We start from the raw sequence: 23,252 nt of genomic DNA on the forward strand, positions 1-23,252 counted from the left end.
GCTACGACGGTCCGTGCCCGCGTGCATGAGAGACTGGAGCACATGGCACAGAACCTCGAGGGTACAGACACGCCCGAAATCACCGACAGCGCTGCGTCCACCACCGCGGTGAACGTCCCCGACAAGCCGGCCCTGGAGGGCCTGGAGGAGAAGTACTCCGCGCAGTGGCGCGAGAACGGCACGTACGCGTTCCGCGAGGACACCACACGCGAGGACGTCTACTCGATCGACACTCCCCCGCCCACGGCCTCCGGCTCCCTGCACGTGGGACACATGTTCTCCTACACGCAGACGGACGTGATCGCCCGCTATCAGCGGATGTCCGGCAAGAACGTGTTCTACCCGCTGGGTTGGGACGACAACGGCCTGCCCACCGAGCGGCGCGTGCAGAACTACTACGGCGTGCGCTGCGAACCCGGCAAGCCGTATATCGAGGGCTACCGGCCCCCGGAGAAGCCGGCCAAGAACCAGCGCGACTGGGACGTGGTGTCCCGCCAGAACTTCATCGAGCTGTGCGAGGAACTCGCGGTCGAGGACGAGAAGGTCTTCGAGCACCTGTTCTCCACCCTGGGCCTGTCCGTGGACTGGACCCGCACGTACCGCACGATCGACGCGCACTCCCGCAAGGTCTCCCAGCTCGCGTTCCTCAAGGACTACGAGGCCGGTAACGCGTACATGGCCGAGGCCCCCACCATGTGGGACGTCACGTTCCGCACCGCCGTGGCCCAGGCCGAACTCGAGGACCGCGAACGCGAGGGCGCCTATCACCGCGTCGCGTTCCACCGCCCGGACGGCGAGAAGGTCTTCATCGAGACCACCCGTCCCGAGCTGCTGCCCGCGTGCGTGGCCCTCGTGGCCCACCCGGACGACGAGCGCTACCAGCCGCTGTTCGGTACCACCGTGCGCTCCCCGCTGTTCGACGTGGAGGTCGAGGTCAAGGCCCACCCGCTCGCCAAGCCGGACAAGGGCTCGGGTATCGCCATGATCTGTACGTTCGGTGACCTCACCGACGTCACGTGGTGGCGCGAACTGGACCTGCCCACGCGCGCCCTGATCGGCCGCGACGGCCGCTTCGCCTCGGAGCAGCCCGCATGGATCGCCGACGGCGCCCCGGCCGAGAACTACGCGCAGCTCGCCGGCAAGACCGTGTTCTCCGCGCAGAAGACCGTGGTCGAACTGCTCGCCGCGTCCGGTGACATGGAGGGCGAGCCCAAGAAGATCACCCACCCCGTGAACTTCTACGAGAAGGGTGACAAGCCCCTCGAGGTGGTCACCTCCCGCCAGTGGTACATCCGCAACGGCGGCCGGGACGCCGAGCGCCGCGACGCCCTGATCGAGCGCGGCCGCGAGATCTCGTGGCACCCCTCGTTCATGCGCTCGCGTTACGAGAACTGGATCGAGGGGCTCAACGGGGACTGGCTGATCTCCCGCCAGCGCTTCTTCGGTGTGCCGTTCCCGGTCTGGTACCCGCTGGACGAGTCCGGCGAACCGGATTACGACCACCCCGTGCTGCCCGCGCAGGACCAGTTGCCCGTGGATCCCACCACGGACGTGGCCCCCGGCTACACCGAGGACCAGCGCGATCAGCCCGGTGGGTTCATGGCGGACCCGGACGTCCTGGACACCTGGGCGACCTCCTCCCTGACCCCGCAGATCGCGACCGGCTGGGCCGTGGACGAGACCTTGCACGCCAACACGTTCCCCATGGACCTGCGCCCGCAGGGCCACGACATCATCCGCACGTGGCTGTTCTCGACCGTGGTGCGCGCCGAGACGCTCGCGCAGACGGTTCCGTGGCAGCACACGGCACTGTCCGGGTGGATCCTGGACCCGGACCGCAAGAAGATGTCCAAGTCCAAGGGCAACGTGGTGGTTCCCACCGAGGTGCTCGAGAAGTACGGCTCGGACGCGGTGCGCTACTGGGCGGCGTCGGCCCGGCTGGGCGCGGACACCGCCTACGACGAGGGCCAGATGAAGATCGGCCGGCGCCTGGCGATCAAGCTGCTCAACGCGTCCAAGTTCGTGCTGGCCCAGGGCGTGACCGAGGCCTCCGTGCTGGGCTCCGGGACGGACGGTTCCGTGGTGACCAACGGGCTCGACCGCTCCCTGCTGGCCCAGCTCGCAGACGTCGTGGAGCGCGCGAGCACCGCATTCCGGGAGTACGAGTACGCGCGCGCCCTGCAGTTGATCGAGTCCTTCTTCTGGACCTTCACGGACGACTACGTGGAGCTCGTGAAGGACCGCGCGTACGGTTCCCGCGGGGAGGCCGCGCAGGCCTCGGTGCACGCGGCGCTCGCGACGACGCTCGACACCCTGCTGCGCTTGTTCGCACCGTTCATCCCGTTCGCCACGGAAGAGGTGTGGTCGTGGTGGCGCTCCGGTTCGGTGCACCGCGCGTCCTGGCCCGTGACCGACGGATTCGCCGAGCCCGCGCGCGACGGCGATCCCGAGGTGCTCACCGTGGTGGGCGAGGCGCTGTCCGGGCTGCGCAAGGCCAAGTCCGAGGCCAAGGTCAAGCAGCGCACCGCGGTGACCTCCGCGGTGATCTCCGGCCCGGCGGCGCAGCTCGAGCAGTTGCGCGCGGGGCTGGAGGACCTTCAGGCCGCCGGTAACGCCGCGGACCTCACGCTCACCGACGCCGAGGGCGAGCTGGCCGTGAGTGACGTCGAGCTCGAGGAGACGCCCCAGGCCTGAGTCGAGTCCGGCGCATGAACGAACCCCGCCACGTGTGTGACGGGGTTCGTTCATGTCTGCAGCGGTCGGGCGCACGCTCCGGCGCACGGGCCGCCGCGGGACGTCAGCTGAAGTCGGGGCCCTTCTCGCGGCCGCGCTTGAGCTCGTAGAAACCGGGGTACGAGGCCAGTGCCAACGCGCCGTCCCACACGCGGCCGGCTTCCTCGCCCTTGGGCGCGGGGGTGAACACGGGGCCGAAGAAGCCCACGCCGTTCACGGCGATGCACGGGGTCCCGATGTCGTCACCGGCCACCTTCTGGGCTGCCTCGGTGGACTCGCGCAGCGCGGCGTCGTAGTCCTCGGAGTCCTTGGCGCCCGCGAGGTCGGCGGGCAGGCCGACCTCCTCGAGCGACTCGGTGATGATCTGGGCTTCGTCCTTCATGCCACCGGGGTGACGGCGGGTGCCCATGGCGTCGTAGAGCTTCTTGTAGTACTCGGCGCCGTGGGCCTGCGCGGCGGCCTCGATCACGCGCACCATCCACATGGACTCCACGTGTCCGTTGTGGTGGTTGTCCGGGTTGTCCTCGTTGAGGATGCCCAGGGAGATGATCCGCCAGTCCACCTCCACGTCACGGATGCGGGTGACCTCCTCCATCCACCGGGAGGTCATCCAGGCCCACGGGCACAGGGGATCGAACCAGAAATCGACGTGTTGCTTCTCGGCCATGAGGTGTCCTTTCGCGCGTTCTGTTCGTTCGCTCACGCCGACTTGTGACGACGCCGCTCGGCGTCGATCATCTCGTGCGTGAAGATCTCGGGGTCGGCCAGTTTGGCCACGGCGTCCTTGGTGACGAGCACCGCGGCGACGTCGTCGCGGCCCGGCAGCTCGAACATGACCGGCATGAGTATGTCCTCGAGGATCGCGCGCAGACCGCGCGCACCCGTACCGCGTTCGATGGCCAGTTCCGCGATGGCCTCCAGGGCCTGCGGATCGAAGGTGAGTTCCACGCCGTCGAGCTGGAAGAGTTTGCGGTACTGCTTGACCAGCGCGTTCTTGGGTTCGGTGAGAATGCGCACCATGTCCGCGACGGACAGTTTGGACAGCGTGGCCACCACGGGCAGCCGACCGATGAACTCGGGGATCAGTCCGAACTTGAGCAGGTCCTCGGGTTGGACCTGACCCGTGAGGTCCACGTCCGCGGTGTCCCGGATGGGGGCGCCGAAACCGATGCCCTTCTTGCCCGTGCGCTGCTGCACGATCTCCTCGAGACCCGCGAACGCACCCGCCACGATGAAGAGCACATTGGTGGTGTCCAGGTGCAGGAACTCCTGCTGCGGGTGCTTCCGGCCACCCTGGGGCGGCACGGAGGCCACCGTGCCCTCGAGGATCTTCAGGAGCGCTTGCTGGACCCCTTCGCCCGATACGTCCCGCGTGATCGAGGGGTTCTCAGATTTACGAGAAATCTTGTCGATCTCGTCAATGTAAATAATCCCCTGCTCCGCTTTCTTGATATCGAAATCAGCGGCTTGGATGAGCTTGAGAAGAATGTTCTCAACGTCTTCCCCCACGTATCCGGCTTCGGTCAGGGAAGTGGCGTCCGCGACCGCGAACGGCACGTCCAGCTTCTTGGCGAGGGACTGCGCGAGGTACGTCTTCCCGGACCCCGTGGGTCCCACCAATAGGATGTTGGACTTGGCCACCTCGATGGCCTCCTCGTCCCCCTCGGAGCCCGCAATGGTGAGCGTGTGCCCGGACACCCCGGCGCGGATGCGCTTGTAGTGGTTGTACACGGCCACTGCCAGGGCGCGCTTGGCGGGCTCCTGACCGATCACGTACTCCCGCAGGTGGTCGTAGATCTGCTGCGGGCGGGGCAGCTCCGTCTGGTCCGTCTCCGTGACCTCGGTGAGCTCCTCCTCGATGATCTCGTTGCACAGCTCGATGCACTCGTCACAGATGTAGACCCGCGGGCCCGCGATGAGCTTGCGCACCTGCTTCTGGTTCTTGCCACAGAAGGAGCATTTGAGCAGGTCAACGCTCTCCCCGATGCGCGCCATGTATCAGCCTCACAGTTCGTCTTGACGGATGCTGGGTCCACTCTAAGCGAGCTTCTGACAGCCCGCCCAATCATGCCGAGGCGCGTGACGGCCACGCCGCACATCCGTGCACCGTGGCCGTCCGTCCCCTCGTCACCCCCGGAAGCTGCGCCTCCGGGCCGCCGCTCAGGCCTGCGTGACCGTGGAGGGCTTGTTGATCTTGCGGGAGTCCAGCACCTGGTCGATGATGCCGTACTCCTGGGCCTCCTTGGCCGTGAGGATCTTGTCGCGTTCGATGTCGCGGTTGATCTCCTCCGCGGCCCTGTTGGTGTGCAGCGCCATGGTCTCCTCCAACCACGTGCGCATGCGCATGATCTCGTTGGCCTGGATCTCGATGTCCGAGGCCTGACCGCCGCCCTGGCCCTCCATGGCGGGCTGGTGGATCAGCACGCGCGCGTTGGGCAGCGCGAGGCGCTTACCGGGGGTGCCGCCCGCGAGCAGCACGGACGCCGCGGAGGCCGCCTGGCCCAGGCACACGGTCTGGATCTCGGGGCGGATGTACTGCATGGTGTCGTAGATGGCCGTCATGGCCGTGAACGAACCGCCCGGGGAGTTGATGTACATGGTGATGTCCCGGTCCGGGTCCTGGGACTCGAGCACGAGCAGCTGCGCCATGATGTCGTCCGCGGAGGTGTCATCCACCTGGACGCCCAGGAAGATGATCCGGTCCTCGAACAGCTTGGTGTACGGGTTCTGGCGGCGGTAGCCGTACGGGGTGCGTTCCTCGAAGTCCGGGATCACGTAGCGGCTGGTGGGCAACTGCGGTGCAGTGGCGTGAGGCAAGTTCATTGGTCCGTCCTGAAAGTCTGTGGGTGGTCCGTGGCAGCTCGCGCGCTGCTTACTGGGAGTCCTTCATGGTTCCGCCGCCACCGGTCACGTTGCCGGCGGACTGGGCGATCTGGTCGAAGAATCCGTACTCCAGGGCGCGCTGGGCGTCGAACCAGTTGTCACGGTCGTTGTCGCGCAGGATGGTCTCGAGCGTCTGACCGGTCTGCTCCGCGGTCAGTTCCGCGAGGCGCTGTTTCATGGACAGGATCAGCTCGGCCTGCACGCGGATGTCGGACGCGGTACCGCCCATGCCGCCCGAGGGCTGGTGCATGAGGATGCGCGCGTTGGGGGTCGCGTAGCGCTTGCCCTTGGTCCCGGAGGACAGCAGGAACTGCCCCATGGACGCGGCGAGGCCCGTGGCGACCGTGACGACGTCGTTGGGGATCAACTGCATGGTGTCGTAGATGGCCATGCCCGCCGTGACGGAACCGCCCGGGGAGTTGATGTAGAGGTAGATGTCCGCCTCGGGGTCCTCGGCGGAGAGCAACAGCATCTGCGAGCAGATGAGGTTGGCGTTGGTGTCCCGCACCTCGGAACCCAACCAGATGATGCGTTCCTTGAGCAGTCGGTTGTAGACGTAGTCGTCCTGACCACCCGGCGCCATGTCCTCCATACGCGGAGTGGCCGGTGCGGCACCGTACGGCTGAATGGGAGTGGAGGTCATGAATGCCCTCTTTCTGCTGGACGGGTCCGGGTCGAACGAGCGCCGCCGAACCGAACCCATGAACACGTTCTGTCTCAGCAGCGTAGTGCGCCGTCTCCCCGCGCACGCCCGGTGTTCCGCGGTGTTCGCTTCTGGCGCATGGTGGCACGCGGACAGCGAAACGCCACGACGTCCCCTCGGTGGAGGGGCTCGTCGTGGCGTTGCGCGGAGGCCGTTGGCACCCGGTTCACCCGGGTGCCAACGGGTGACTCACTTGGTCTCGGCGGCCTCGTCGGTGGCAGCTTCGTCCGCGGCGGTCTCCTCGGAGACGGCCGGAGCGGACTCGGCCTCGGCACCCTGGTCGGCGGCGTCGTCGTCCGCGGAGCCCACGAACTTGGACAGGTCCACGGCTTTGCCGTTGGAGTCGGTGACGGTGGCGTACTCGAGGACCTTGGCCAGGGCCTTGCGGCGGCGCACCTCACCGACCATCATCCCGGCCTGGCCGGAGCCGTCCAGCATCTGTGCGAACTGGTTGGGGTCCATGCCGTACTGCTGGGACATGTTAACGATGTAGTCGATCAGCTCGGACTGCTCCACGCCGACCTCTTCGGCCTCGGCCACGGCGTCCAGGATGATCTCGTTGCGGAACGCGGTCGCGGCGTTCTCACGGACCTCGGCACGGTGCTCCTCGGTGTCGTGACCGGGCTCGGCGGAGGCCTGGGCCTGCGGCGAGTCGAAGTGCTGGGTGACCTGCTCCTCGATGACGTTCTCGGGGACCGGGACCTCGATGAGCTCCACGAGCTTCTCGAGCACCTTGTCACGGGCCTCGATGCCCTGCTCGACCGCGACGGACTCGGCGGCCTGCTTCTTCAGGTCCTCCTTGAGCTCATCGACGGTGTCGAACTCGGAGGCCAGCTGGGCGAACTCGTCGTCCACCTCGGGCAGTTCGCGTTCCTTCACGGCCGTGACCTTGACCTTGACCGTGGCCTCGGCACCGGAGTGCTCGCCACCGGCCAGCGTGGTCTCGAACGTGGCGTCCTCACCGGCGGACAGGCCGGTCACGGCCTCGTCGATGCCCTCGAGCATGGTGCCGGAGCCCACCTCGTAGGACAGGTCGTTGGCGGCGTCCACTTCCTCGCCGTCCACGAGCGCCTGCAGGTCGAGGGTCACGTGGTCACCCTCGGCCGCGGGGCGATCCACGGTCTTGAGGGTGCCGAAGCGACCGCGCAGCTCGTCCAGGGCCTTCTGCTCGTCCTCGGCGGAGGCCTCACGGGCGTCCACCTCGATCTTCAGACCCTTGTAGTCAGGCAGCTCGATCTCGGGACGGATGGCCACGGAGATCTCCACCTGGCTGTCGGCCTCGCGGTCGTCACCCTCCGGCTTGGAAAGCACCTCGACCTGGGGCTGCGACAGCGGGGTCAGCTCGTGCTCGGCGAGGGCCTGCTGATAGAAGTCGTTGAGCCCCTCGTTCAGGGCGTTCTCCACCACGAAGTCGAAGCCCACGCGCTGGTCGATGAGCTTGGAGGGCACCTTGCCCTTGCGGAAGCCGGGGATCTGGATCTGCTCGGCCAGTTCCTTGTAGGTCTTCTGGACGAACGGCTTCAGATCCGCGTAAGCGATGTCAATGGTGATCTTCGCCTCGGTGGGGTTGAGTTTCTCGACGGCGCTCTTCACTTCCGCTGTCACTCCTGGGGTCGATGGGTACTTGCTACAACGGACCGGGGTCGGTCCGGCCGGTCAACGAGCGCCGCAACGCGACGCGCTGCAACGCTCAGACGTCGGGGTGACAGGACTCGAACCTGCGATCTCCTGCTCCCAAAGCAGGCGCGCTAGCCACTGCGCTACACCCCGTGATCACGTGCCCGACACGCGCTCCGTTTCGTCTCCGCCCGTGGACGGAACGAGGTCGACGGCTCGCCCGCGGGCGAGCCGACATCACGACAGTCTATCGTGTCGCGGCCCCGCACCCGGCAACCGGGTGGTAGAACCCGGTGATTGGCACGGTTTCTGGGGCTCGTGTACTCTTTCAACGTCCCCGGGGATGTAGCTCAATGGTAGAGCCCCAGTCTTCCAAACTGGCTACGCGGGTTCGATTCCCGTCATCCCCTCAGCGATCCCCGAAACCCCGCTGTACCCGTGTGCGCCGCGGGGTTTCGTCGTTCCCGCGACCCTTCTCCCGACACCCCCCGGAAGACTCTCGCAGTACGACGCCGCGTCGAACCGGAGCGGGCACACGGTGGGTGCGAGGCCGCATCACGCCTGGCAGCTCGGGCACCAGTAGAGCCCCCGCCCGTTGAGGTCGCGCTTGAGCACGGTGGTCCCGCACCGCAGGCACGGCTGCCCGTGGCGGTGGTAGACGTAGTTCGCATGCTCGGGCCATGCCTCGGTGTCCGGGATGTCGGGGCGGTCCGCCGGATCCGTGGTGATGATCCGGCCCACGCGCACCCCCACGGCCATGAGCGTCACGTTCTCCTCCCACAGCCCGAGCAGGTCCTCGCGGGTCAGCGAGGCTCCGGGCGTCATGGGGTTCACACCCCGGCGGAACAGGGACTCCGCCCGGAAGATGTTGCCGATCCCCGACACCACGTTCTGCTCCATGAGCAGCACGCCGATCGCCCGCTTGCTCCTGGCCGCGGCACGCAGGAACGGTTCCGGATCGGCCTGCGGGTCCAGGGGGTCCGGTCCCAGCTTGGCCTCCGCGGCCCGCGCTTCCTCCGGTGTCTCCACCGTGCACAGGGCCGGCCCGCGTAGATCCGCCCACCCGTGCTCGCCAGCCAACCGGGCCCGCACGGCACCGACCGGGGGCTCGGGAACGACCCGTCCGGCGTCGTCGTACGCGACTGCCGATTCCTCCGCGGAGCCGGACTCGCGCTCCCCCACGCGGCGCGGGGCGCCGATCGAGGACGCCGCCGCGAACTGCTCGTCCCCCGCGAAACTCCACGCGCCGTAGATGCCGAGGTGCGAACGCATGACCACGACGTCGTCCGGATCACAGGGCGCCGCGAAGTCCAGGTAGAGGTGCTTGCCGTGGGCGCGGGCGCACGTCAGGACGCGCCCGTCCAGCACGGCGGCACCCGCGGCGAAGCGGCCCTGGGGACTCGTGACGCGCAACCGCTGGCCCACGAACAGGTCCCCGAGCTGACGCCCGAGGCGGTGGATCGAGTGGCCCTCGGGCACGTCCGACGCCCCCGCTCAGTCCTGCGTGTACGGGCGGACCGGGACCTCGGAGAGGTGGCCCGCGATGTCCCCGGTGCGCTCGAACTCGGCGAGCTGCTCGATCCGGCGCACGTGACGGGACTCCCCCGAGAACGGCTCGGCGAGGAAGATCCGCACGAGCTCCAGGGCCTCGTCGTTGCCGTGCTGGCGCCCGCCGATCGCGATCACCTGGGCGTCGTTGTGCTGCCGGGCCAGCCGGGCGGTGTCCTCGTTCCATACGAGGGCCGCGCGGATCCCCCGGACCAGGTTGGCTGCCATCTGCTCGCCGTTACCGGAACCGCCCAGCACGATGCCGAGCGAGTCCAGACCGTTCTCGCGGTCCTCGCGGACCCCCTGGGCGGCACTGATGCAGAACGCGGGGTAGTCGTCCGCGGCGTCGTAGACCGCGGGGCCGTGGTCGATCATCTCGTAACCGTCCTCGCTCAGCCGCTGCATGAGGAAGTGGGACAGCTCGAGGCCTGCGTGGTCGGTGGCAATGTGCACGCGCATGGGACGTCAGCAACTCCTGGACGGGGTGGTCGCGGGGCAACCGGCACGTCTGCTCCGCGACGGGGAAAGGGTCGCCTCCACCTTAGCCGTCGATCCCACCGGCGCGGGCGCTCCCGAGGTCGGCGCCCGGCAAGGGAACAGGACGGCGGAGGGGGCGTGCCGTCGCAGCATGTGTGCGCGGAAGAACGCGGGACCGAGTCCGCGGCGCGGGGCCCGCGGCGGGACTTGCGACGGCTGCCATAATGGCAAGATGCCCCGCGCGGGCATCGAATTGTCGTCGAGGAGAGGAACGCCGCTGTGCCCGGAACGAACCTGACCCGAGCGGAGGCCGCCGAGCGCGCGCGGATCATCTCGGTCCAGTCCTACCACGTGGATCTGGACCTCACGGGGGACCCCGAGACCTTCCGGGCGCGCACCACGGTGACGTTCGATGCCGAAGCGGGAGCGCACACGTTCATCGACGCGATCACCGCGTCCGTGGACTCGGTGACCCTCAACGGCACCTCCCTGGACCCCGCGCAGGTCAGCGACGGCGAGCGCATCGACCTGCCCGATCTCGCCGAGCACAACGAGCTCGTGGTGGACTCCCGGATGTACTACATGAACACGGGCGAGGGCCTGCACCGGTTCGTGGATCCCGTGGACGATCAGGTGTACCTCTACACCCAGTTCGAGGTCGCGGACACCCGCCGGATGTTCCCGGTGTTCGAACAGCCCGATCTCAAGGCCACGTTCCGGTTCGCGGTCACCGCACCCGCCGACTGGGACGTGGTGTCCAACCAGCCCACCCCGGAACCCTTCCCAGTGGCGGACGGCGTGGCCCGGTGGGAGTTCTCCCCCACCCCCGTGATCTCGTGCTACATCACCGCGTTGATCGCGGGCCCCTACGTCAAGACCAGGGACAGCCTGGTCTCCTCGGACGGACGCACCATCGAGCTGGGCCTGTTCGCGCGCCGCTCCCTGTTCGAGTACGTGGACGCCGAGGAGATGTTCGAGGTCACCAAGCAGGGCTTCGAGTTCTTCGAGTCCCAGTTCGGGGTGCCCTACCCCTTCGAGAAGTACGACCAGCTCTTCGTGCCGCAGTTCAACGCCGGCGCCATGGAGAACGCGGGCGCGGTGACCTTCGTGGAGTCCTACGTCTTCCGCTCCAAGCCGGCGCAGGCCCGCGTGGAGCGCCGCGCGATCACCGTGCTGCACGAGCTCGCGCACATGTGGTTCGGGGACCTCGTGACCATGCGCTGGTGGAACGACCTGTGGCTGAATGAGTCCTTCGCCGAGTACATGTCCACGCTCGCGTGCGCGCAGAACACCCGGTACACCAACGCGTGGACCACGTTCGCGGCCGGGGAGAAGTCCTGGGGCTACGAACAGGACCAGCTGCCCACCACCCACCCCATCAAGGCCGAGATCCCGGACCTCGAGGCGGTGCTCGTGAACTTCGACGGCATCACCTACGCCAAGGGTGCCTCGGTGCTCAAGCAGCTCGTGGCCTGGGTGGGCCAGGAGGAGTTCATGGCGGGGCTCAACCGCTACTTCGGCAAGCACGCGTGGTCCAACACGGAGCTCTCGGACCTGATGGTCGAGCTCGAGGCGGCCAGCGGGCGCGACCTGACCGACTGGTCCGCGCGCTGGCTCGAGACCGCGGGCGTGAACACCCTGGTGCCGCAGGTCGAGGCCGATGACGATGGCGTCATCACATCCTTCCGGATCGAGCAGCTGGGCCAGGACGGCCATCCCACCCTGCGGCCCCACCGCGTGGCCGTGGGCTTCTACGACCACCGTGAGGACACCGGACTGCTGAGCCGCACGTTCCGCGTGGAGCTGGACGTGGACGGCGAGTTCACCGACGTCCCGCAGCTCGTGGGTCGCGAACTCCCGGACCTGGTGCTGCTCAACGACGACGACCTCGCCTACGCCAAGATCCGCCTGGACGAGTGCTCCCTGGCCACGGCCACCACCCACCTCGGAGACTTCGAGGAGTCGTTGCCCCGCTCGCTCGTGTGGGCCGCGGCGTGGGACTCCGTGCACGACGGCGTGAGCCCGGCGCGCGACTACGTGGACCTCGTGCTCTCCAACGTGGGCCACGAGACCGACTCCACGGCCGTACAGGTGCAGCTGCGCCAGCTGGACGTGGCCCTGGACCGCTACCTCGCCCCCGAGCACGCGGACGAGGTCCGGGCCCGGGCCGCGGACACCCTGTGGGATCTCACGGCCGCCGCGGAGGCGGGCTCCGACCACCAGTGGCAGTTCTTCCGGGCCTTCCTGCGCCGGGCGTGCACCGAGGCGCATTTCGATCGCATCGAGGGTTTCTTCGACGGGGGCGTCCCCGAGGGGATCGAACTGGACACGGACACCCGTTGGGCCGTGCTGATCGCGCTCGTCGCGGCAGGCCGCAAGGGCGCCGAGGACGTCGACCGTGCGCTGGCCGAGGACAACACCGAAACCGGTGCGATCGCCGCGGCCACCGCGCGCGCCGCGATCCCCACCCCGGAGGCCAAGGCCGAGGCGTGGCGGCTCATTGTGGACGAGGGTGCACTGCCCAACTCCCAGCAGCAGGCGGCCATCGCCGGGTTCTTCCGCGTGCACGACGACGCCCTGGTCACCCCGTACGCCTCACGCTACTTCGACTCCGTCACGGGTGTGTGGACCGAGCGCACGCACGAACTCGCGCAGCAGATCGCCGTGGGACTGTTCCCCCGGGCCGTCGCCCAGGAAACGGTGGACGCCGCCCAGGCGTTCCTCGACCGGTTGGACCCGGCCCTGTCCGGGTTGCGGCGGATCGTGTTGGAACGCCAGGACGCCGCGCGCCGCGCAGTGCGCGCCCAGGCCGTGGACGCCGCGGCGGTGCAGGACACCACGGCCCACACCCCGGAGGCCGACCGATGAGTGGGACGCAGGACTCTTCCCAGCCACTCGACCCGCAGGCCGCTGCTCCGGCGGGGCGGCGCACCTTCACGCTGGGTGCGGTGGGGTCCCGGTCGGCCGCCGGCTCGGTGACCCAGCCCCCACAACAGGTGGGGGACGCGCGGGGCGTGGCCGAAGCGGCGTCGTCGGACTCGTTCTACGCCCAGGTGGGCGGGCACGAGACGTTCGCCAAGCTCACCCGGGAGTTCTACGCGCGCGTGGCGCAGGACCCCGATTTCAAGGCGCTGTACCCCGAGGAGGACCTGGGACCCGCGGAGGAGCGGCTGCGGATGTTCCTGGAGCAGTACTGGGGCGGGCCCACCACCTACTCCGAGCAGCGCGGGCACCCCCGGCTGCGGATGCGCCACGCCCCGTTCCCCGTGGACACGTGGGCGCGAGAGACGTGGTTGACGCACATGCGCGCGGCCATGGACACCCTGGAGCTGTCCCCGCTACACGACGGCATCATGTGGGACTACTTCGACCGCGCCGCCCACGCGATGGTCAACCGCCCCGGCTGAGGCGTTCTCCTCGCAAGCCGGGCCCGGTCCCGGCACTGCCTTACCGGGCGGGGCCGGGTCTCAGCGGGAGACCTTGACGAGCACGTGACCCGCGCCCGTGCTCAGGCGCACCCACTGGCCCGAGGCCTCGGCCGCGACGTGCACGTCCGATTCGGACGCCGGGATGAACCCCAGGACGTCCAGGGCGAACGCGGCGCCGTCGGGGATCTCCGGGCCCTCCAGGGGACCCCAACCGGACCCGGCACCCCACACCCGCGCGCGGACCTTCTGGACCACGGCGGCGCCGGAGTTGGTGGGCACGGAATCGGACACGGTCCGGATACCGCGGTGCGCCACGTCGCGAACGCGGTGGGCGGGCACGGAACCCATCGAGTGCCACCCCGTGCGGGGGGCCACGATCCCCGCCCAGGAGGCCGAGACCTCTTGCGGCGGGGCGCTGACCCACACCGGGGCGTCGTCTGATCCCGCGCGGGACCCGGTCTCGCGCGCGAGCCGATCCGTGATGGCGGCAGCGGCCACCGTGACGTCCAGCTCGCACGAGGCCGCGAGGGACATGGTGCGCAGTCCCAGCACCACGGGCGCGGTGTCCAGGAGACCGGCCGGGTGGATGACCGAGACCCACGCCGCGAGCACGCGATCCATCCCCTGCAACCGGACGGCCGCGTGCGGGTCCACCGAGCGGGCGCGGCTCAGGTACGTGGCCAGATCGGCGGCGTCCTGCCGGTCCTGCAGCAGGAACCCGTCCGTCCGAGAGTCACCGGGTTCGCTCATCACTCGTCCGGCTCCTTGACCTCGTCCTCGAGCGTGGCCAGCAGCGCCTTGTGGTCGTCCGTGAGCTTCATGCTCTTGCCCGTGTCCGGGTCCATGATCACGATGACCGACTCACCCTGGGCGTAGACGTGCGAGCCGTCCTCCTCCTGAAGACTGTAGGAGATCGTGAACGACGAACCACCCACGCGCGAGATCCACGTGCGCACGTACACCGGCTCCTGGCGGAAGAACAGCTGCTCCTTGTAGTCCACGCTCTGGTGCACCACCACGGTGCGGTTCTTGCCCACCGATTCGCGGAAGGTCGTGTCCTCGGGGATGCCATGCTGGGCGTCCGCCTTGATGGGGGACGCCGTGAGCCGGACGCGGGCGTCCTCGAAGTAGCGCAGCATGGTCACGTTGTTGATGTGGCCGTACTGGTCCTGGTCGAAGAACCGCATCTGGACGGGAACGTTGAGGGAAGTCATGGCTCTATCAGATCACACCCGATGCCCGGTTTAGAGTGGTGCCATGACAGTCGACCCGTTGCAGGACCCCGTGGAAGCCCTCATCCAGATGCTCCAACTCGCGGACGGAGGAGGGGCCCGCACCACGGAAGACATTTTCGTGGGCAACACCATCACCTCGCCGCGAGCGCGGGTGTACGGGGGGCAGGTCCTGGCGCAAGCGGCCATGGCGGCCATGCGCACCGTCAAGCCGGACCGGCACATCCACTCCCTGCACGCCTACTTCCTGCGTGGCGGTGACATCGAGGTCCCCATCACGTTCGGGGTGGAACGGGTCCGCGACGGTCGCTCGTTCTCCGCCCGGCGGATCCACGCCTACCAACACGGGAAGACCATCCTGTCCGTGATCGCGTCCTTCCAGGATCCCGCCGAGGGGTTGGAGCACCAGGAGCCCATGCCCGAGAACGTGCCCGATCCGGAGTCGCTGCCCGCACTGCGCGAGACGCTCGGGGCACTGGACATCCCCGAGGCCCGCGCGACCGCGTTCGAGCGGCCCTTCGACATGCGCTACGTGACCGAGCCGTTGTTCCTGCCGTGGAAGGGGCCGCAGGATGCGTACAACGCGGTGTGGATCAAGGCGCTGGCCCCCTTGCCGGACGACCCGAACATCCACCGGGCGGCCCTGGCCTACGTCTCCGACTACACGATGATGGAGCCCATCCTGCGCCGCCACGGCAAGTCCTGGGTGGAACCGGAAATGAACGTGGCGTCCCTGGACCACGCGATGTGGTGGCACCGCTACGCCCGCGCGGACGAGTGGATCCTCTACACCCAGACCTCCCCCAGTGCCTCCTCGGCCAGGGGGCTGGCCATCGGCAAGATGTTCACGCGGGACGGCACCATGATCGCCACCACGGTGCAGGAGGGCATGATGCGCCTGCCCGAGTTCCACTGAGCCTGGCCCTTACGCCCGGCGGGTAAGCAGCGGGTGCGACCGGCACACGATCACGCCCGCCACGGCCACCGCGAGTCCGAGCACGAGGGACGCGCCGTAGCCGGCCATGCCGGCCAGGAACAGGCCCGCCCACGCACCGATGCTCCCGCCGAGCATGCCGATGGAGCTCAGCAGCGTGAAGTCGGCGCCGGCGCACCCGGGGCGCGCGAGGTCCAGGTTCACCGCGTAGATGCCCGTGTTCATCACGGTGTAGCCCGCGAGCACGCCGCATGCTCCCACCACGCCCAGCGGCACCTGCAGCCACTGGTCCACGCCCGCACCGGGCCATACGACGGGTGCCAGACACACCCCACCGAGCAATTGGATCCCGGCGCCGACCAACAGCGTGACGCCGCGACCGCGCCGTCGGCACAACCGGCCGCCCAGGAGTGCCGCGGCCAGGGCGGGCACCGCCGCGATCATGGAGGTGACCGCGCCGATGAAGGCCAGTGACCACCCCGCGTCCACGAGTGCCGGGGTCACGAGCGACCACACGGCCGCGGAGCCGAACGTCACCAGGGGGACCCCACCGAGCGCCCAGGCCTTGGCCCCCGGCACGGCCAGCACGCCGAACATTCCGGAGAGTCCGCGGGGTCGCGCGTTCGACGCCGCCCGCTCCGGTTCCCGGTGCCGCAGCACCGGGACCATCGCGGCCGCGGTGCACAGTGCGAGCGCGATCACCGCGGCCCGCCATCCCCACGCGTCGTAGACCAGCAGGGCCAATCCGCCGCCGATCACGGTTCCGATGTAGCTCGCCCCCACCTGGACCCCCGCACCGAGATCGTGCTGGGAGCGATCGAGACCCCTCACGGACAGCGCGTCCGCCGCGATGTCCTGCGTCGCGGAGAAGAGCACGAACGCCGCGGCCAGGATCACGATGACCCCCAGACCGTCCTGCGGGTCGGCGAACACCGCCATGGCCAGCAGGGCGAGCACCATGAGGGGTTGCAGCACGAGCAACCACGACCTGTAGTGCCCGCGCGCCCGGCCCGGCGCCCACCGATCGATCAGGGGTGCCCACAGGAACTTCACGGGCCACACGAGGGCGAGCAGTTGCAGGGCGCCCAGGGTCCCCAGGTCCGTGCCGCCGTCGCGCAGGATGCCCACCAGGCCGGTGGACAGGAACGCCGCCCCGATGAACTGCGTGGTGTACAGCGCCCAGAGCAGCCCCCAGAACCCACGGTTCGTGCGGATCCCCGCGGGCGCGGACAGGGTCATGGTGCTCATATGTTCCTCCAGTAGGCGGTGGCGTCGATGTGTGTGCGGGGCACGCCGTAGTGGGTGCGCAGGGCCGTGGTCAGCAGGCGGTTCTGTTGCGCCTCCACGGCGATCCAGTACCGGTCCCCCGGTGCGGGCGGATGCGTCTCCCAGTGCGCGAGCACGGCCGCGGCCACGTCCGCCCCTTCACCGGTGTGGTGCACCGTGTGCACCCGGTGGCGCTGTGCGGCGGCCAGGGGCAGGCCGGCGTCGCGCGGGTCGCGGTACTCGAACCACACCTCGACGTCGCGGGTTCCCAACAGCGGGAGCATGGAGTTCAGCGCGGGCAGGCTCGCGGGGTCCCCCACGAGCACGGTGCGTCCGGAGAAGTCGGCGTCGAGGCCCGGAGCGGGTTCGGACCCGTGACCGCGGCGCGGCGTCCTGCGCGGCGGCCAGGGCGGGGTGCTGCCGAGCAGCGATGCCCGGATGGTGTCCCCGGGAGCGCACGTGCGCGCCCAGTCGGAGGAGGCGCCGTCGTGCAGCGCGAACTCCATGGCGAAGACGCCCTCGTCCGGGCGGGGGTCGACCACCGTGAACGCCCGCTGGTGGTCCTTGCCGCGGGACGTGAACCACAACCGCAACCACATAGTCGGGAACGGGGTGCGGCGCACGAGGAATCCCTCGTCCCGCACGGTGATGCGCGTGTAGGCGGGGCCGAGGTCGTGCCGGCTCACCACCGTGAGCACGGTCTCGGAAGCCCCGAGGGCTCGGACGGCCAGACGTTCCCAGTGGGGCACGGGCGTTCTCCTCGTTCGGCGGGCGGGTCACGGGACACCGGCCCGGAAGGAACCGGCAGGCCGCGAGGCGGACCCGCCGATTCCGGGGTGGATCGGGCGGTACACAACCGCCGAATCTTAGGTTAGCCTAACCTACCAGCAATTAGTTACCACCGTGTAGCTTATTGCATCCGAGTGCCCCCGAATGAAAGCCGAACCGTTCCATGAGTTCATTCCTGCTCCACGCGGACACCGTCACGGACCTCATGCGCGATGTCACCGCGGCCGCCGCCGCCGGTGCGGCGCGCCTGGCCGGGGCGCGACAACCCCACGAACCCGCGAGCCACGACGAGATCGACCGGGCCCTGTCACGGATCGACCTGGACGCCCCGCTGCACGACTTCGGCGCCGCGGTGGACGAGCTCGACCGCACGTGGTTGCGCCACGCGGTGTGGTTCCATCACCCCCGGACGCTCGCGCACCTCAACTGCCCCGTGGCCGTCCCCGCGGTCGCCGCGGAGACCCTGGCCGCCACCGTCAACGTCTCGATGGACACATGGGACCAGTCCAAGGCGGCGACCGTGATGGAACGCTCGCTGCTGACGTGGACCGCTCAGCGCATCGGCTTCCCGGACATCGCGGACGGCATGTTCACCCCGGGCGGGACGACCTCCAACCTGCAGGCGCTCATGCTCGCGCGCGACGAATGCCTCGAACGCTCCGCGCGCACCCCGCACGCGGCCCCGCGCCCGGTGCGAGCGGCGTCGTTGCGCATCCTCGCGAGCGCGGAGAGCCACTTCTCGGTCAGCACGGCCGCGCGGATCCTGGGACTCGACGACGACTGCGTGGTCCCGGTCCCGGTCGACGCCGCGGGGGCACTGTCCGTGCCGGCGCTGCGGCGGGTGCTGGCGGACCTCGCGACCCAGTCGCTGACCCCCATGGCCGTGGTGGCCACCGCGGGCACCACGGACCGCGGCACGATCGACCCGCTCGAGGACGTCGCGCAGGTGTGTGCGCAGCACGGGGTCTGGTTCCACGTGGACGCGGCCTACGGCGGCGCACTGCTGGTCTCCCCCACGCGCCGCGACCGGCTCGCCGGGATCGAGCGGGCAGATTCCGTGACCGTGGACTTCCACAAGGCGTGGTTCCAGCCCATCGGGTGCTCCGCCGTGATCGTGCGGGACGGCCGCACGCTGCGCCACTGCGCGCATCACGCCGCGTACCTCAACCCGGCGGACACCCCCGAACCCAATCAGGTGGACCGCTCCCTGCAGACCACGCGCCGTTTCGAGGCGCTCAAGCTGTGGGTCACGCTGCGCACGATGGGTCCGGACGCGATCGGCGCGATGTTCGACGCCGTCATCGACCTCGCGGCGCGCGTGGCCCACGAGGTGCGCGCGGATGCGCGCTTCGAGCTCGTGTGCGACCCGTCCCTGAGCACCGTGCTGTTCCGGTGGACACCTCCGGAGGCGGGGAACGACGACGCCGCGGGGGCTCCACTCGCCGCGCACGCCTCCTCCACCACGGGCACCGGCCCGGACGCGGTCGATGAGACCGCGGACCGCTGGGTGCGCCCGATCCGCCGCGCGGTGTGGGACACCGGCCGCGCCACCGTGGCCGAGACCGAGGTGGCCGGGCGCCCCTGCCTCAAATTCACCCTGCTCAACCCGCAGACGACCCTCGACGACGTCCGGGAGGTCCTGGACCTGATCCACGAGACCGCCCTGTCACTCACCGCCCACGATCGCACCGGAAAGGCCCGCGCATGACCCCCCGCACGACCGCATCCCACCCCGACCGCCGGCACGGAACCGGACCGGCACACGACGGCTCCCGGCCCGCGGACCAGGCATCGACGCCGTCGGACGCCGTCCCGTTCCAAGACGCCGCGCCGTCCCCCACTGACGCCCCGGGCACCGTTCAGCGTGGCACCCCGGACGACCCCCTGGACCTGCTGTGCGTGGGGGTGGGCCCGTTCGGACTCGGACTCGCATGCCTCACCGACCCTCTGCCGGACGTCCGCGCAGCCTTCCTGGACGCGGCCCCCGGTTTCAACTGGCATCCCGGGTTGCTGTTCGACGACGCCACGCTGCAGGTCCCGTTCCTCGCGGACCTCGTGAGCATGGCCGATCCCACCTCGCGGTTCTCGTTCCTGCAGTGGCTCAAGGAAACCGGCGAGCTGTACCCGTTCTACGTCCGTGAGTCCTTCTTCCCGCTGCGGCGGGACTACAACGCGTACTGCCGATGGGCCGCGCAGCGAGTCCGCGGGGTGTACTGGGGACACCGGGTCACCCAGGTCACCCGCCCGACGGGTGAGGGTCCGTGGCGCGTCACGGCCCGGACCCGCGGCGTCGAGCACTCGTGGTGGGCGCGCCACCTGGTCGTGGGCACGGGGACGGTCCCCCGCACGCCGGGCGAACTGTCCGGCGTCCCGGACACCACGGTGCACGCGAGTGAGTACCTGTCCCGCCGGGAGACCCTGGTGAGTGAGGAGCACGTGACCGTGATCGGCTCGGGGCAGTCGGCCGCGGAGGTGTTCCTGGACCTGCTGCACACCCCGGGCGGGCCGGCCGTGGACTGGTTCACCCGTTCACCACGGTTCTACCCCATGGAGTACTCCAAGCTCAGCCTCGAACTGACGTCGCCCGACTACCTAGACCACTTCCGGTCCCTCCCGGAGGCCGAGCGGGACCGGCTCAACGCGTCCCAACCCCAGTTGCACCGCGGCATCTCGGACGCGACGATCGACGCGATCCACGAGGCCCTGTACGTGCGCCGCAACGACCCGGACGCCCCGCCCGTGCGCCTCGTCGCGGCCACCGAACTCGTGGACGCGTGGCACGAGGCCGGGCGCACCGTCCTGCGCTGGCGCAATTCGGAGAACCACCACGTGCGCGAGACCGTGACCGATGCCGTCGTCGCGGCCACGGGCTACCGGTCCGCGGCCCCGGACTGGCTCGCACCGGTCCGGGACCAGCTCTCGCTCGACGCCGCAGGGCGGCTCAGCCCCGACCGGTACCACCGGGCCAGCCCGGACGGGACCGTGCACGTACTCAACCACGGCGAGCACACGCATGCGCTCACGGCACCCGACCTGGGGATGGGACCGCTGCGCAACGCGCACGTGCTCGCGCACGTCACGGGCCGCACACCGTACATCACCGAGGACCACACGACGTTCCAGAGTTTCGGTCACGTCCCCCAGCGTCATGTCGCCCCCGCCGTGGGGCCCGACGGCGCGTTCGAGACCCGCGCTCTCGGGCGCGCGTTCACGCTGCGGCCGGTGGACCCGGACGGGGACGCGGCGCTGTTGCACGCGTGGTTGAGTTCCCCGCGTGCGCACGCGTGGGGACTCGTGGGCGCGGACGAGCAGACGATTTCCCGGGAGTACCACAGGATGACCGCGGCGGACGCAGAGGACGCCTGGATCGTCAGCGAACACGACCGCCCGCTCGCGCTGCTCGAGACGTACGACCCCGCCCGCAGCCCCCTGGCCGCGGTGTGGCCGGTCCGCGACGGCGACGCCGGTCTGCACCTGTTCGTGGCCCCCACGTCCCGTCCGGTTCCGGGGACCACGCGAGCCGTGATGGCGGCGGCGCTGAACCTGCTGTGGTCGGACCCCGCGGTGCACCGCGTGCTCGTGGAACCCGACGTCCGCAACGAGCGGATCCGCGCAATCAACCGCTGGGCCGGGTTCCGTGAGGTGGGCGAGTGCCACCTGGCGGAGAAGACCGCGTCCGTGAGCGTCGTCGTCCGCGGGGACGGACCGCAGGACCACAAACGGACCGCGGACACGGAAGCCTCCGTGGCCGAGCGCGCGGAGGTGACCCGATGAGCGCCGTCGTCGAAACCCGCATCCCCGATGAACAGCGGGTGGTCTCCCCGGCGAGCGACGAGCCCCGGCTGGACCGCCGGACCGCACGGCGACTGCAGCGGGATGTGCTCGCCAAGATGTTCTCCGAGTTCAGCCACGAACGGCTGCTGTACCCCGCCCCGCACGGCGACGGTTGGACCGTGGCCGACGCCGCCGGGCACCCGTGTTGGTACTTCGAGGCCACGCAGCACCCGCTCAAGCACTGGGAGGTGGACCCCGCGTCGGTGCGGCGCATCGTCCCCGGGGACGCCGGCGAGGAACTGGACGCCCAGCAGGCCGTGCTGGACCTCAAGGACGTCCTGGGACTCAGCGACGAGATGCTCCCGCTGTACCTCGAGGACCTGTCCGCGACCATGTACTCGATGGCGCGCCGTCGTGCCGCGCCCGCACCGACCGCCGCGGAACTGGCGACCGCGGACCTCGCCGAAGTGGAACGCTTCCTGGACCGGGGACACCCCGGATTCGTCGCGAGCTCGGGCCGGGTGGGCATGGGTGCGTCCGAACAGACCTCGTGGGCGCCCGAGGCGGCGCACCCCGCCCGGCTGACCTGGCTCGCCGCGCGTCGCAGTCTGTGCACCGTGTCCCTGGGGCAGCACGTGAACGAACGTGACCATGAGGACCGGCACCTCACCGCCGGTGAGCGCGACTGCTTCCGCGCGGCGGTGACCGAGGCCGGCGAGGACCCGGACGAGTACACGTTCATCCCGGTGCACCCGTGGCAGTGGGAGCACCGCATCCTGCCCGGGATGCTCCCGGACGTGCTGCGGCGCGACCTCATCCTGGTGGGCCGCAGTGAGCACGAGTGGCGCGCGCAGCAGTCCGTGCGCACGTTCCTGGACGTGAGCGATCCGGCGCGGGATTACGCCAAGACCGCGCTCGGGGTGCACAGCATGGGGTTCCTGCGCGGGCTCTCCCCCGCCTACATGCGCACGATGCCCGCCGTGAGTGACTGGCTGCACGGGATCACCCGGGAGGACCCGTTCCTGCGCTCACGCGGGATCCGGGTGCTGCGCGAGCACGCCGCGGTGGGTTACACCGGCGACGCCCACCACCGCAGCGGTGTGGCCTCCGACCACACCAAACAGTTGGCAGCGCTGTGGCGCGAGTCCCCGGTGCCGTTGCTCGAGCCCGGGGAACACGCGGCCAGCCTGGCCGGGGTGTTGCACCGGGACCGCGCCGGGCGGCCCCTCGCGGGGGCGTGGATCGAACGGTCGGGAGTCACCGCGAGGGACTGGGTGCGCGCCTTGCTCGACGTCTACCTGGCCCCGGTCGCGCACCTGTTGCTGTCCCAGGACATCGCGCTCATGCCCCACAGCGAGAACGTGATCCTGCGCCTGCGCGACGGGTTCCCGGTCGGTGCGTTCTGGAAGGACATCGGGGAGGAGGTCGCGGTGCTCAGCAACCGACCCCTGCCCCAGGGGATCGAACGCATCCGTTCCGTGGTGGAGCCGGAACAGCGGGAGCTGTCCATCCACACGGACGTGGTCGACGGCGTCCTGCGGCACCTCGCGGTGCTCCTGCACACCTCCGGGGCGCTCCCCGAACAGGAGTTCTGGGCGCTCGCGGCCGAGGTCCTGGACGAGCACCGCGAGCGCTTCCCCGAGCACTGGCGCGAGCTGGACCTGTTCCGGGAGACCTTCGCCCACTCGTGTCTGAACCGGCTGCAGCTGCGCAACCCGCAGCGCATGGTGGATCTGGCCGACCAGTCGGCGTCCCTGTCCTACGCCGGTCGGTTGACCAATCCGCTGGCCGCGTTCCGCTCCCCTGATGCGGGCCCCGCGTCGTGAGCGCACGGTCTACCGGCGGCGGGTCCGCGGGAGTGCGCGCCG

18 protein-coding genes and 2 tRNA genes are annotated in these 23,252 nt (G+C 69.7%); 8 read left to right on the forward strand and 12 right to left on the reverse strand.

Annotated elements, in window-relative coordinates:
• Positions 1–42 precede the first annotated feature (42 nt).
• Positions 43–2,694, forward strand: coding sequence for a valine--tRNA ligase (gene valS, locus AS25_RS04900; protein WP_035962204.1), 2,652 nt, complete (start codon positions 43–45; stop codon positions 2,692–2,694).
• A 103-nt stretch (positions 2,695–2,797) separates the two neighbouring features.
• Here the strand turns inward: valS and AS25_RS04905 are convergent, their stop codons facing one another.
• The 6 genes from AS25_RS04905 to AS25_RS04930 form a co-directional block, all read right to left on the reverse strand.
• Positions 2,798–3,400, reverse strand: a complete 603-nt coding sequence (locus tag AS25_RS04905) for a mycothiol-dependent nitroreductase Rv2466c family protein (protein WP_035962206.1) — start codon at positions 3,398–3,400, stop codon at positions 2,798–2,800.
• A 32-nt stretch (positions 3,401–3,432) separates the two neighbouring features.
• On the reverse strand, positions 3,433–4,728 hold the full coding sequence (gene clpX / locus AS25_RS04910) for an ATP-dependent Clp protease ATP-binding subunit ClpX (RefSeq protein WP_035962207.1): 1,296 nt from the start codon (positions 4,726–4,728) through the stop codon (positions 3,433–3,435).
• A gap of 165 nt (positions 4,729–4,893) precedes the next feature.
• On the reverse strand, positions 4,894–5,556 hold the full coding sequence (locus AS25_RS04915; protein WP_035962208.1) for an ATP-dependent Clp protease proteolytic subunit: 663 nt from the start codon (positions 5,554–5,556) through the stop codon (positions 4,894–4,896).
• Positions 5,557–5,605: 49 nt separating this feature from the next.
• On the reverse strand, positions 5,606–6,208 hold the full coding sequence (locus tag AS25_RS04920) for an ATP-dependent Clp protease proteolytic subunit (protein WP_035962642.1): 603 nt from the start codon (positions 6,206–6,208) through the stop codon (positions 5,606–5,608).
• A 300-nt stretch (positions 6,209–6,508) separates the two neighbouring features.
• The gene (gene tig, locus AS25_RS04925) at positions 6,509–7,912 is read right to left on the reverse strand and encodes a trigger factor (protein WP_035962210.1); all 1,404 of its coding nucleotides are present in this window, start codon (positions 7,910–7,912) and stop codon (positions 6,509–6,511) included.
• 104 nt (positions 7,913–8,016) lie between these two features.
• Positions 8,017–8,089, reverse strand: a tRNA-Pro gene (locus AS25_RS04930).
• A 186-nt stretch (positions 8,090–8,275) separates the two neighbouring features.
• On the opposite strand from AS25_RS04930, the gene AS25_RS04935 reads away from it, so the two are divergent.
• Positions 8,276–8,346: transfer RNA gene (locus AS25_RS04935), tRNA-Gly, on the forward strand.
• Positions 8,347–8,491: 145 nt separating this feature from the next.
• Here AS25_RS04935 and AS25_RS04940 read toward each other — a convergent pair.
• Together AS25_RS04940 and AS25_RS04945 are read right to left on the reverse strand one after the other, a co-directional pair.
• A complete protein-coding gene (locus AS25_RS04940) occupies positions 8,492–9,415 on the reverse strand; it encodes an Fpg/Nei family DNA glycosylase (RefSeq protein ID WP_035962212.1) in 924 nt (307 codons plus the stop codon).
• Positions 9,416–9,430: 15 nt separating this feature from the next.
• On the reverse strand, positions 9,431–9,943 hold the full coding sequence (locus AS25_RS04945) for a ribose-5-phosphate isomerase (RefSeq protein WP_035962215.1): 513 nt from the start codon (positions 9,941–9,943) through the stop codon (positions 9,431–9,433).
• 297 nt (positions 9,944–10,240) lie between these two features.
• Here AS25_RS04945 and pepN point away from each other — a divergent pair, with 297 nt between their 5' ends.
• Together pepN and AS25_RS04955 are read left to right on the forward strand one after the other, a co-directional pair.
• A complete protein-coding gene (pepN, locus tag AS25_RS04950) occupies positions 10,241–12,829 on the forward strand; it encodes an aminopeptidase N (RefSeq protein ID WP_035962216.1) in 2,589 nt (862 codons plus the stop codon).
• A 146-nt stretch (positions 12,830–12,975) separates the two neighbouring features.
• Complete coding sequence (locus tag AS25_RS04955; protein ID WP_035962646.1) at positions 12,976–13,368, forward strand: globin; 393 nt, start codon at positions 12,976–12,978, stop codon at positions 13,366–13,368.
• 60 nt (positions 13,369–13,428) lie between these two features.
• Here AS25_RS04955 and AS25_RS04960 read toward each other — a convergent pair whose 3' ends face one another.
• Positions 13,429–14,139 (reverse strand): DUF8185 domain-containing protein, encoded by a 711-nt coding sequence (locus AS25_RS04960; protein ID WP_035962218.1) that lies wholly within the window; start codon positions 14,137–14,139, stop codon positions 13,429–13,431.
• Complete coding sequence (locus AS25_RS04965) at positions 14,139–14,603, reverse strand: acyl-CoA thioesterase (RefSeq protein WP_035962220.1); 465 nt, start codon at positions 14,601–14,603, stop codon at positions 14,139–14,141. Before AS25_RS04965 ends, AS25_RS04960 begins: the two co-directional genes overlap by 1 nt.
• 43 nt (positions 14,604–14,646) lie before the next feature.
• On the opposite strand from AS25_RS04965, the gene AS25_RS04970 reads away from it, so the two are divergent.
• Positions 14,647–15,537, forward strand: a complete 891-nt coding sequence (locus tag AS25_RS04970) for an acyl-CoA thioesterase (protein ID WP_035962222.1) — start codon at positions 14,647–14,649, stop codon at positions 15,535–15,537.
• A 9-nt stretch (positions 15,538–15,546) separates the two neighbouring features.
• On the opposite strand, the gene AS25_RS04975 is transcribed toward AS25_RS04970, so the two are convergent.
• Positions 15,547–16,803, reverse strand: coding sequence for an MFS transporter (locus AS25_RS04975; protein ID WP_035962225.1), 1,257 nt, complete (start codon positions 16,801–16,803; stop codon positions 15,547–15,549).
• Positions 16,800–17,570 (reverse strand): siderophore-interacting protein, encoded by a 771-nt coding sequence (locus tag AS25_RS04980; protein WP_035962227.1) that lies wholly within the window; start codon positions 17,568–17,570, stop codon positions 16,800–16,802. Before AS25_RS04980 ends, AS25_RS04975 begins: the two co-directional genes overlap by 4 nt.
• 203 nt (positions 17,571–17,773) lie before the next feature.
• On the opposite strand from AS25_RS04980, the gene AS25_RS04985 reads away from it, so the two are divergent.
• Genes AS25_RS04985 through AS25_RS04995 form a run of 3 tightly spaced genes read left to right on the forward strand, consistent with a single transcriptional unit; the run spans position 17,774 to position 23,210 of the window.
• Positions 17,774–19,318: a pyridoxal phosphate-dependent decarboxylase family protein gene (locus tag AS25_RS04985; RefSeq protein WP_035962229.1), complete on the forward strand. Its 1,545-nt coding sequence runs from the start codon at positions 17,774–17,776 to the stop codon at positions 19,316–19,318.
• Entirely contained in the window at positions 19,315–21,384 is a 2,070-nt protein-coding gene (locus tag AS25_RS04990) for a GNAT family N-acetyltransferase (RefSeq protein ID WP_084117999.1), read from the forward strand. Before AS25_RS04985 ends, AS25_RS04990 begins: the two co-directional genes overlap by 4 nt.
• Positions 21,381–23,210 (forward strand): IucA/IucC family protein, encoded by a 1,830-nt coding sequence (locus AS25_RS04995; RefSeq protein ID WP_035962231.1) that lies wholly within the window; start codon positions 21,381–21,383, stop codon positions 23,208–23,210. Before AS25_RS04990 ends, AS25_RS04995 begins: the two co-directional genes overlap by 4 nt.
• The last annotated feature ends 42 nt before the right edge of the window (positions 23,211–23,252 follow it).

Origin of the sequence: Kocuria marina (genome assembly GCF_000786655.1) — a bacterium.
Taxonomy (GTDB): Bacteria; Actinomycetota; Actinomycetes; order Actinomycetales; family Micrococcaceae; genus Kocuria; species Kocuria marina_A.

Excerpts from the sequence above, each read along its gene's own strand:
- AS25_RS04970 (WP_035962222.1), top strand. The coding sequence starts at position 14,647 with ATGACAGTCGACCCGTTGCAGGACCCCGTGGAAGCCCTCATCCAGATG.
- AS25_RS04965 (WP_035962220.1), bottom strand. The coding sequence starts at position 14,603 with ATGACTTCCCTCAACGTTCCCGTCCAGATGCGGTTCTTCGACCAGGAC.
- clpX (WP_035962207.1), bottom strand. The coding sequence starts at position 4,728 with ATGGCGCGCATCGGGGAGAGCGTTGACCTGCTCAAATGCTCCTTCTGT.
- AS25_RS04915 (WP_035962208.1), bottom strand. The coding sequence starts at position 5,556 with ATGAACTTGCCTCACGCCACTGCACCGCAGTTGCCCACCAGCCGCTAC.
- AS25_RS04990 (WP_084117999.1), top strand. The coding sequence starts at position 19,315 with ATGACCCCCCGCACGACCGCATCCCACCCCGACCGCCGGCACGGAACC.
- AS25_RS04975 (WP_035962225.1), bottom strand. The coding sequence starts at position 16,803 with ATGAGCACCATGACCCTGTCCGCGCCCGCGGGGATCCGCACGAACCGT.
- AS25_RS04985 (WP_035962229.1), top strand. The coding sequence starts at position 17,774 with ATGAGTTCATTCCTGCTCCACGCGGACACCGTCACGGACCTCATGCGC.
- AS25_RS04905 (WP_035962206.1), bottom strand. The coding sequence starts at position 3,400 with ATGGCCGAGAAGCAACACGTCGATTTCTGGTTCGATCCCCTGTGCCCG.
- AS25_RS04995 (WP_035962231.1), top strand. The coding sequence starts at position 21,381 with ATGAGCGCCGTCGTCGAAACCCGCATCCCCGATGAACAGCGGGTGGTC.
- AS25_RS04945 (WP_035962215.1), bottom strand. The coding sequence starts at position 9,943 with ATGCGCGTGCACATTGCCACCGACCACGCAGGCCTCGAGCTGTCCCAC.
- AS25_RS04960 (WP_035962218.1), bottom strand. The coding sequence starts at position 14,139 with ATGAGCGAACCCGGTGACTCTCGGACGGACGGGTTCCTGCTGCAGGAC.
- AS25_RS04920 (WP_035962642.1), bottom strand. The coding sequence starts at position 6,208 with ATGGAGGACATGGCGCCGGGTGGTCAGGACGACTACGTCTACAACCGA.
- valS (WP_035962204.1), top strand. The coding sequence starts at position 43 with ATGGCACAGAACCTCGAGGGTACAGACACGCCCGAAATCACCGACAGC.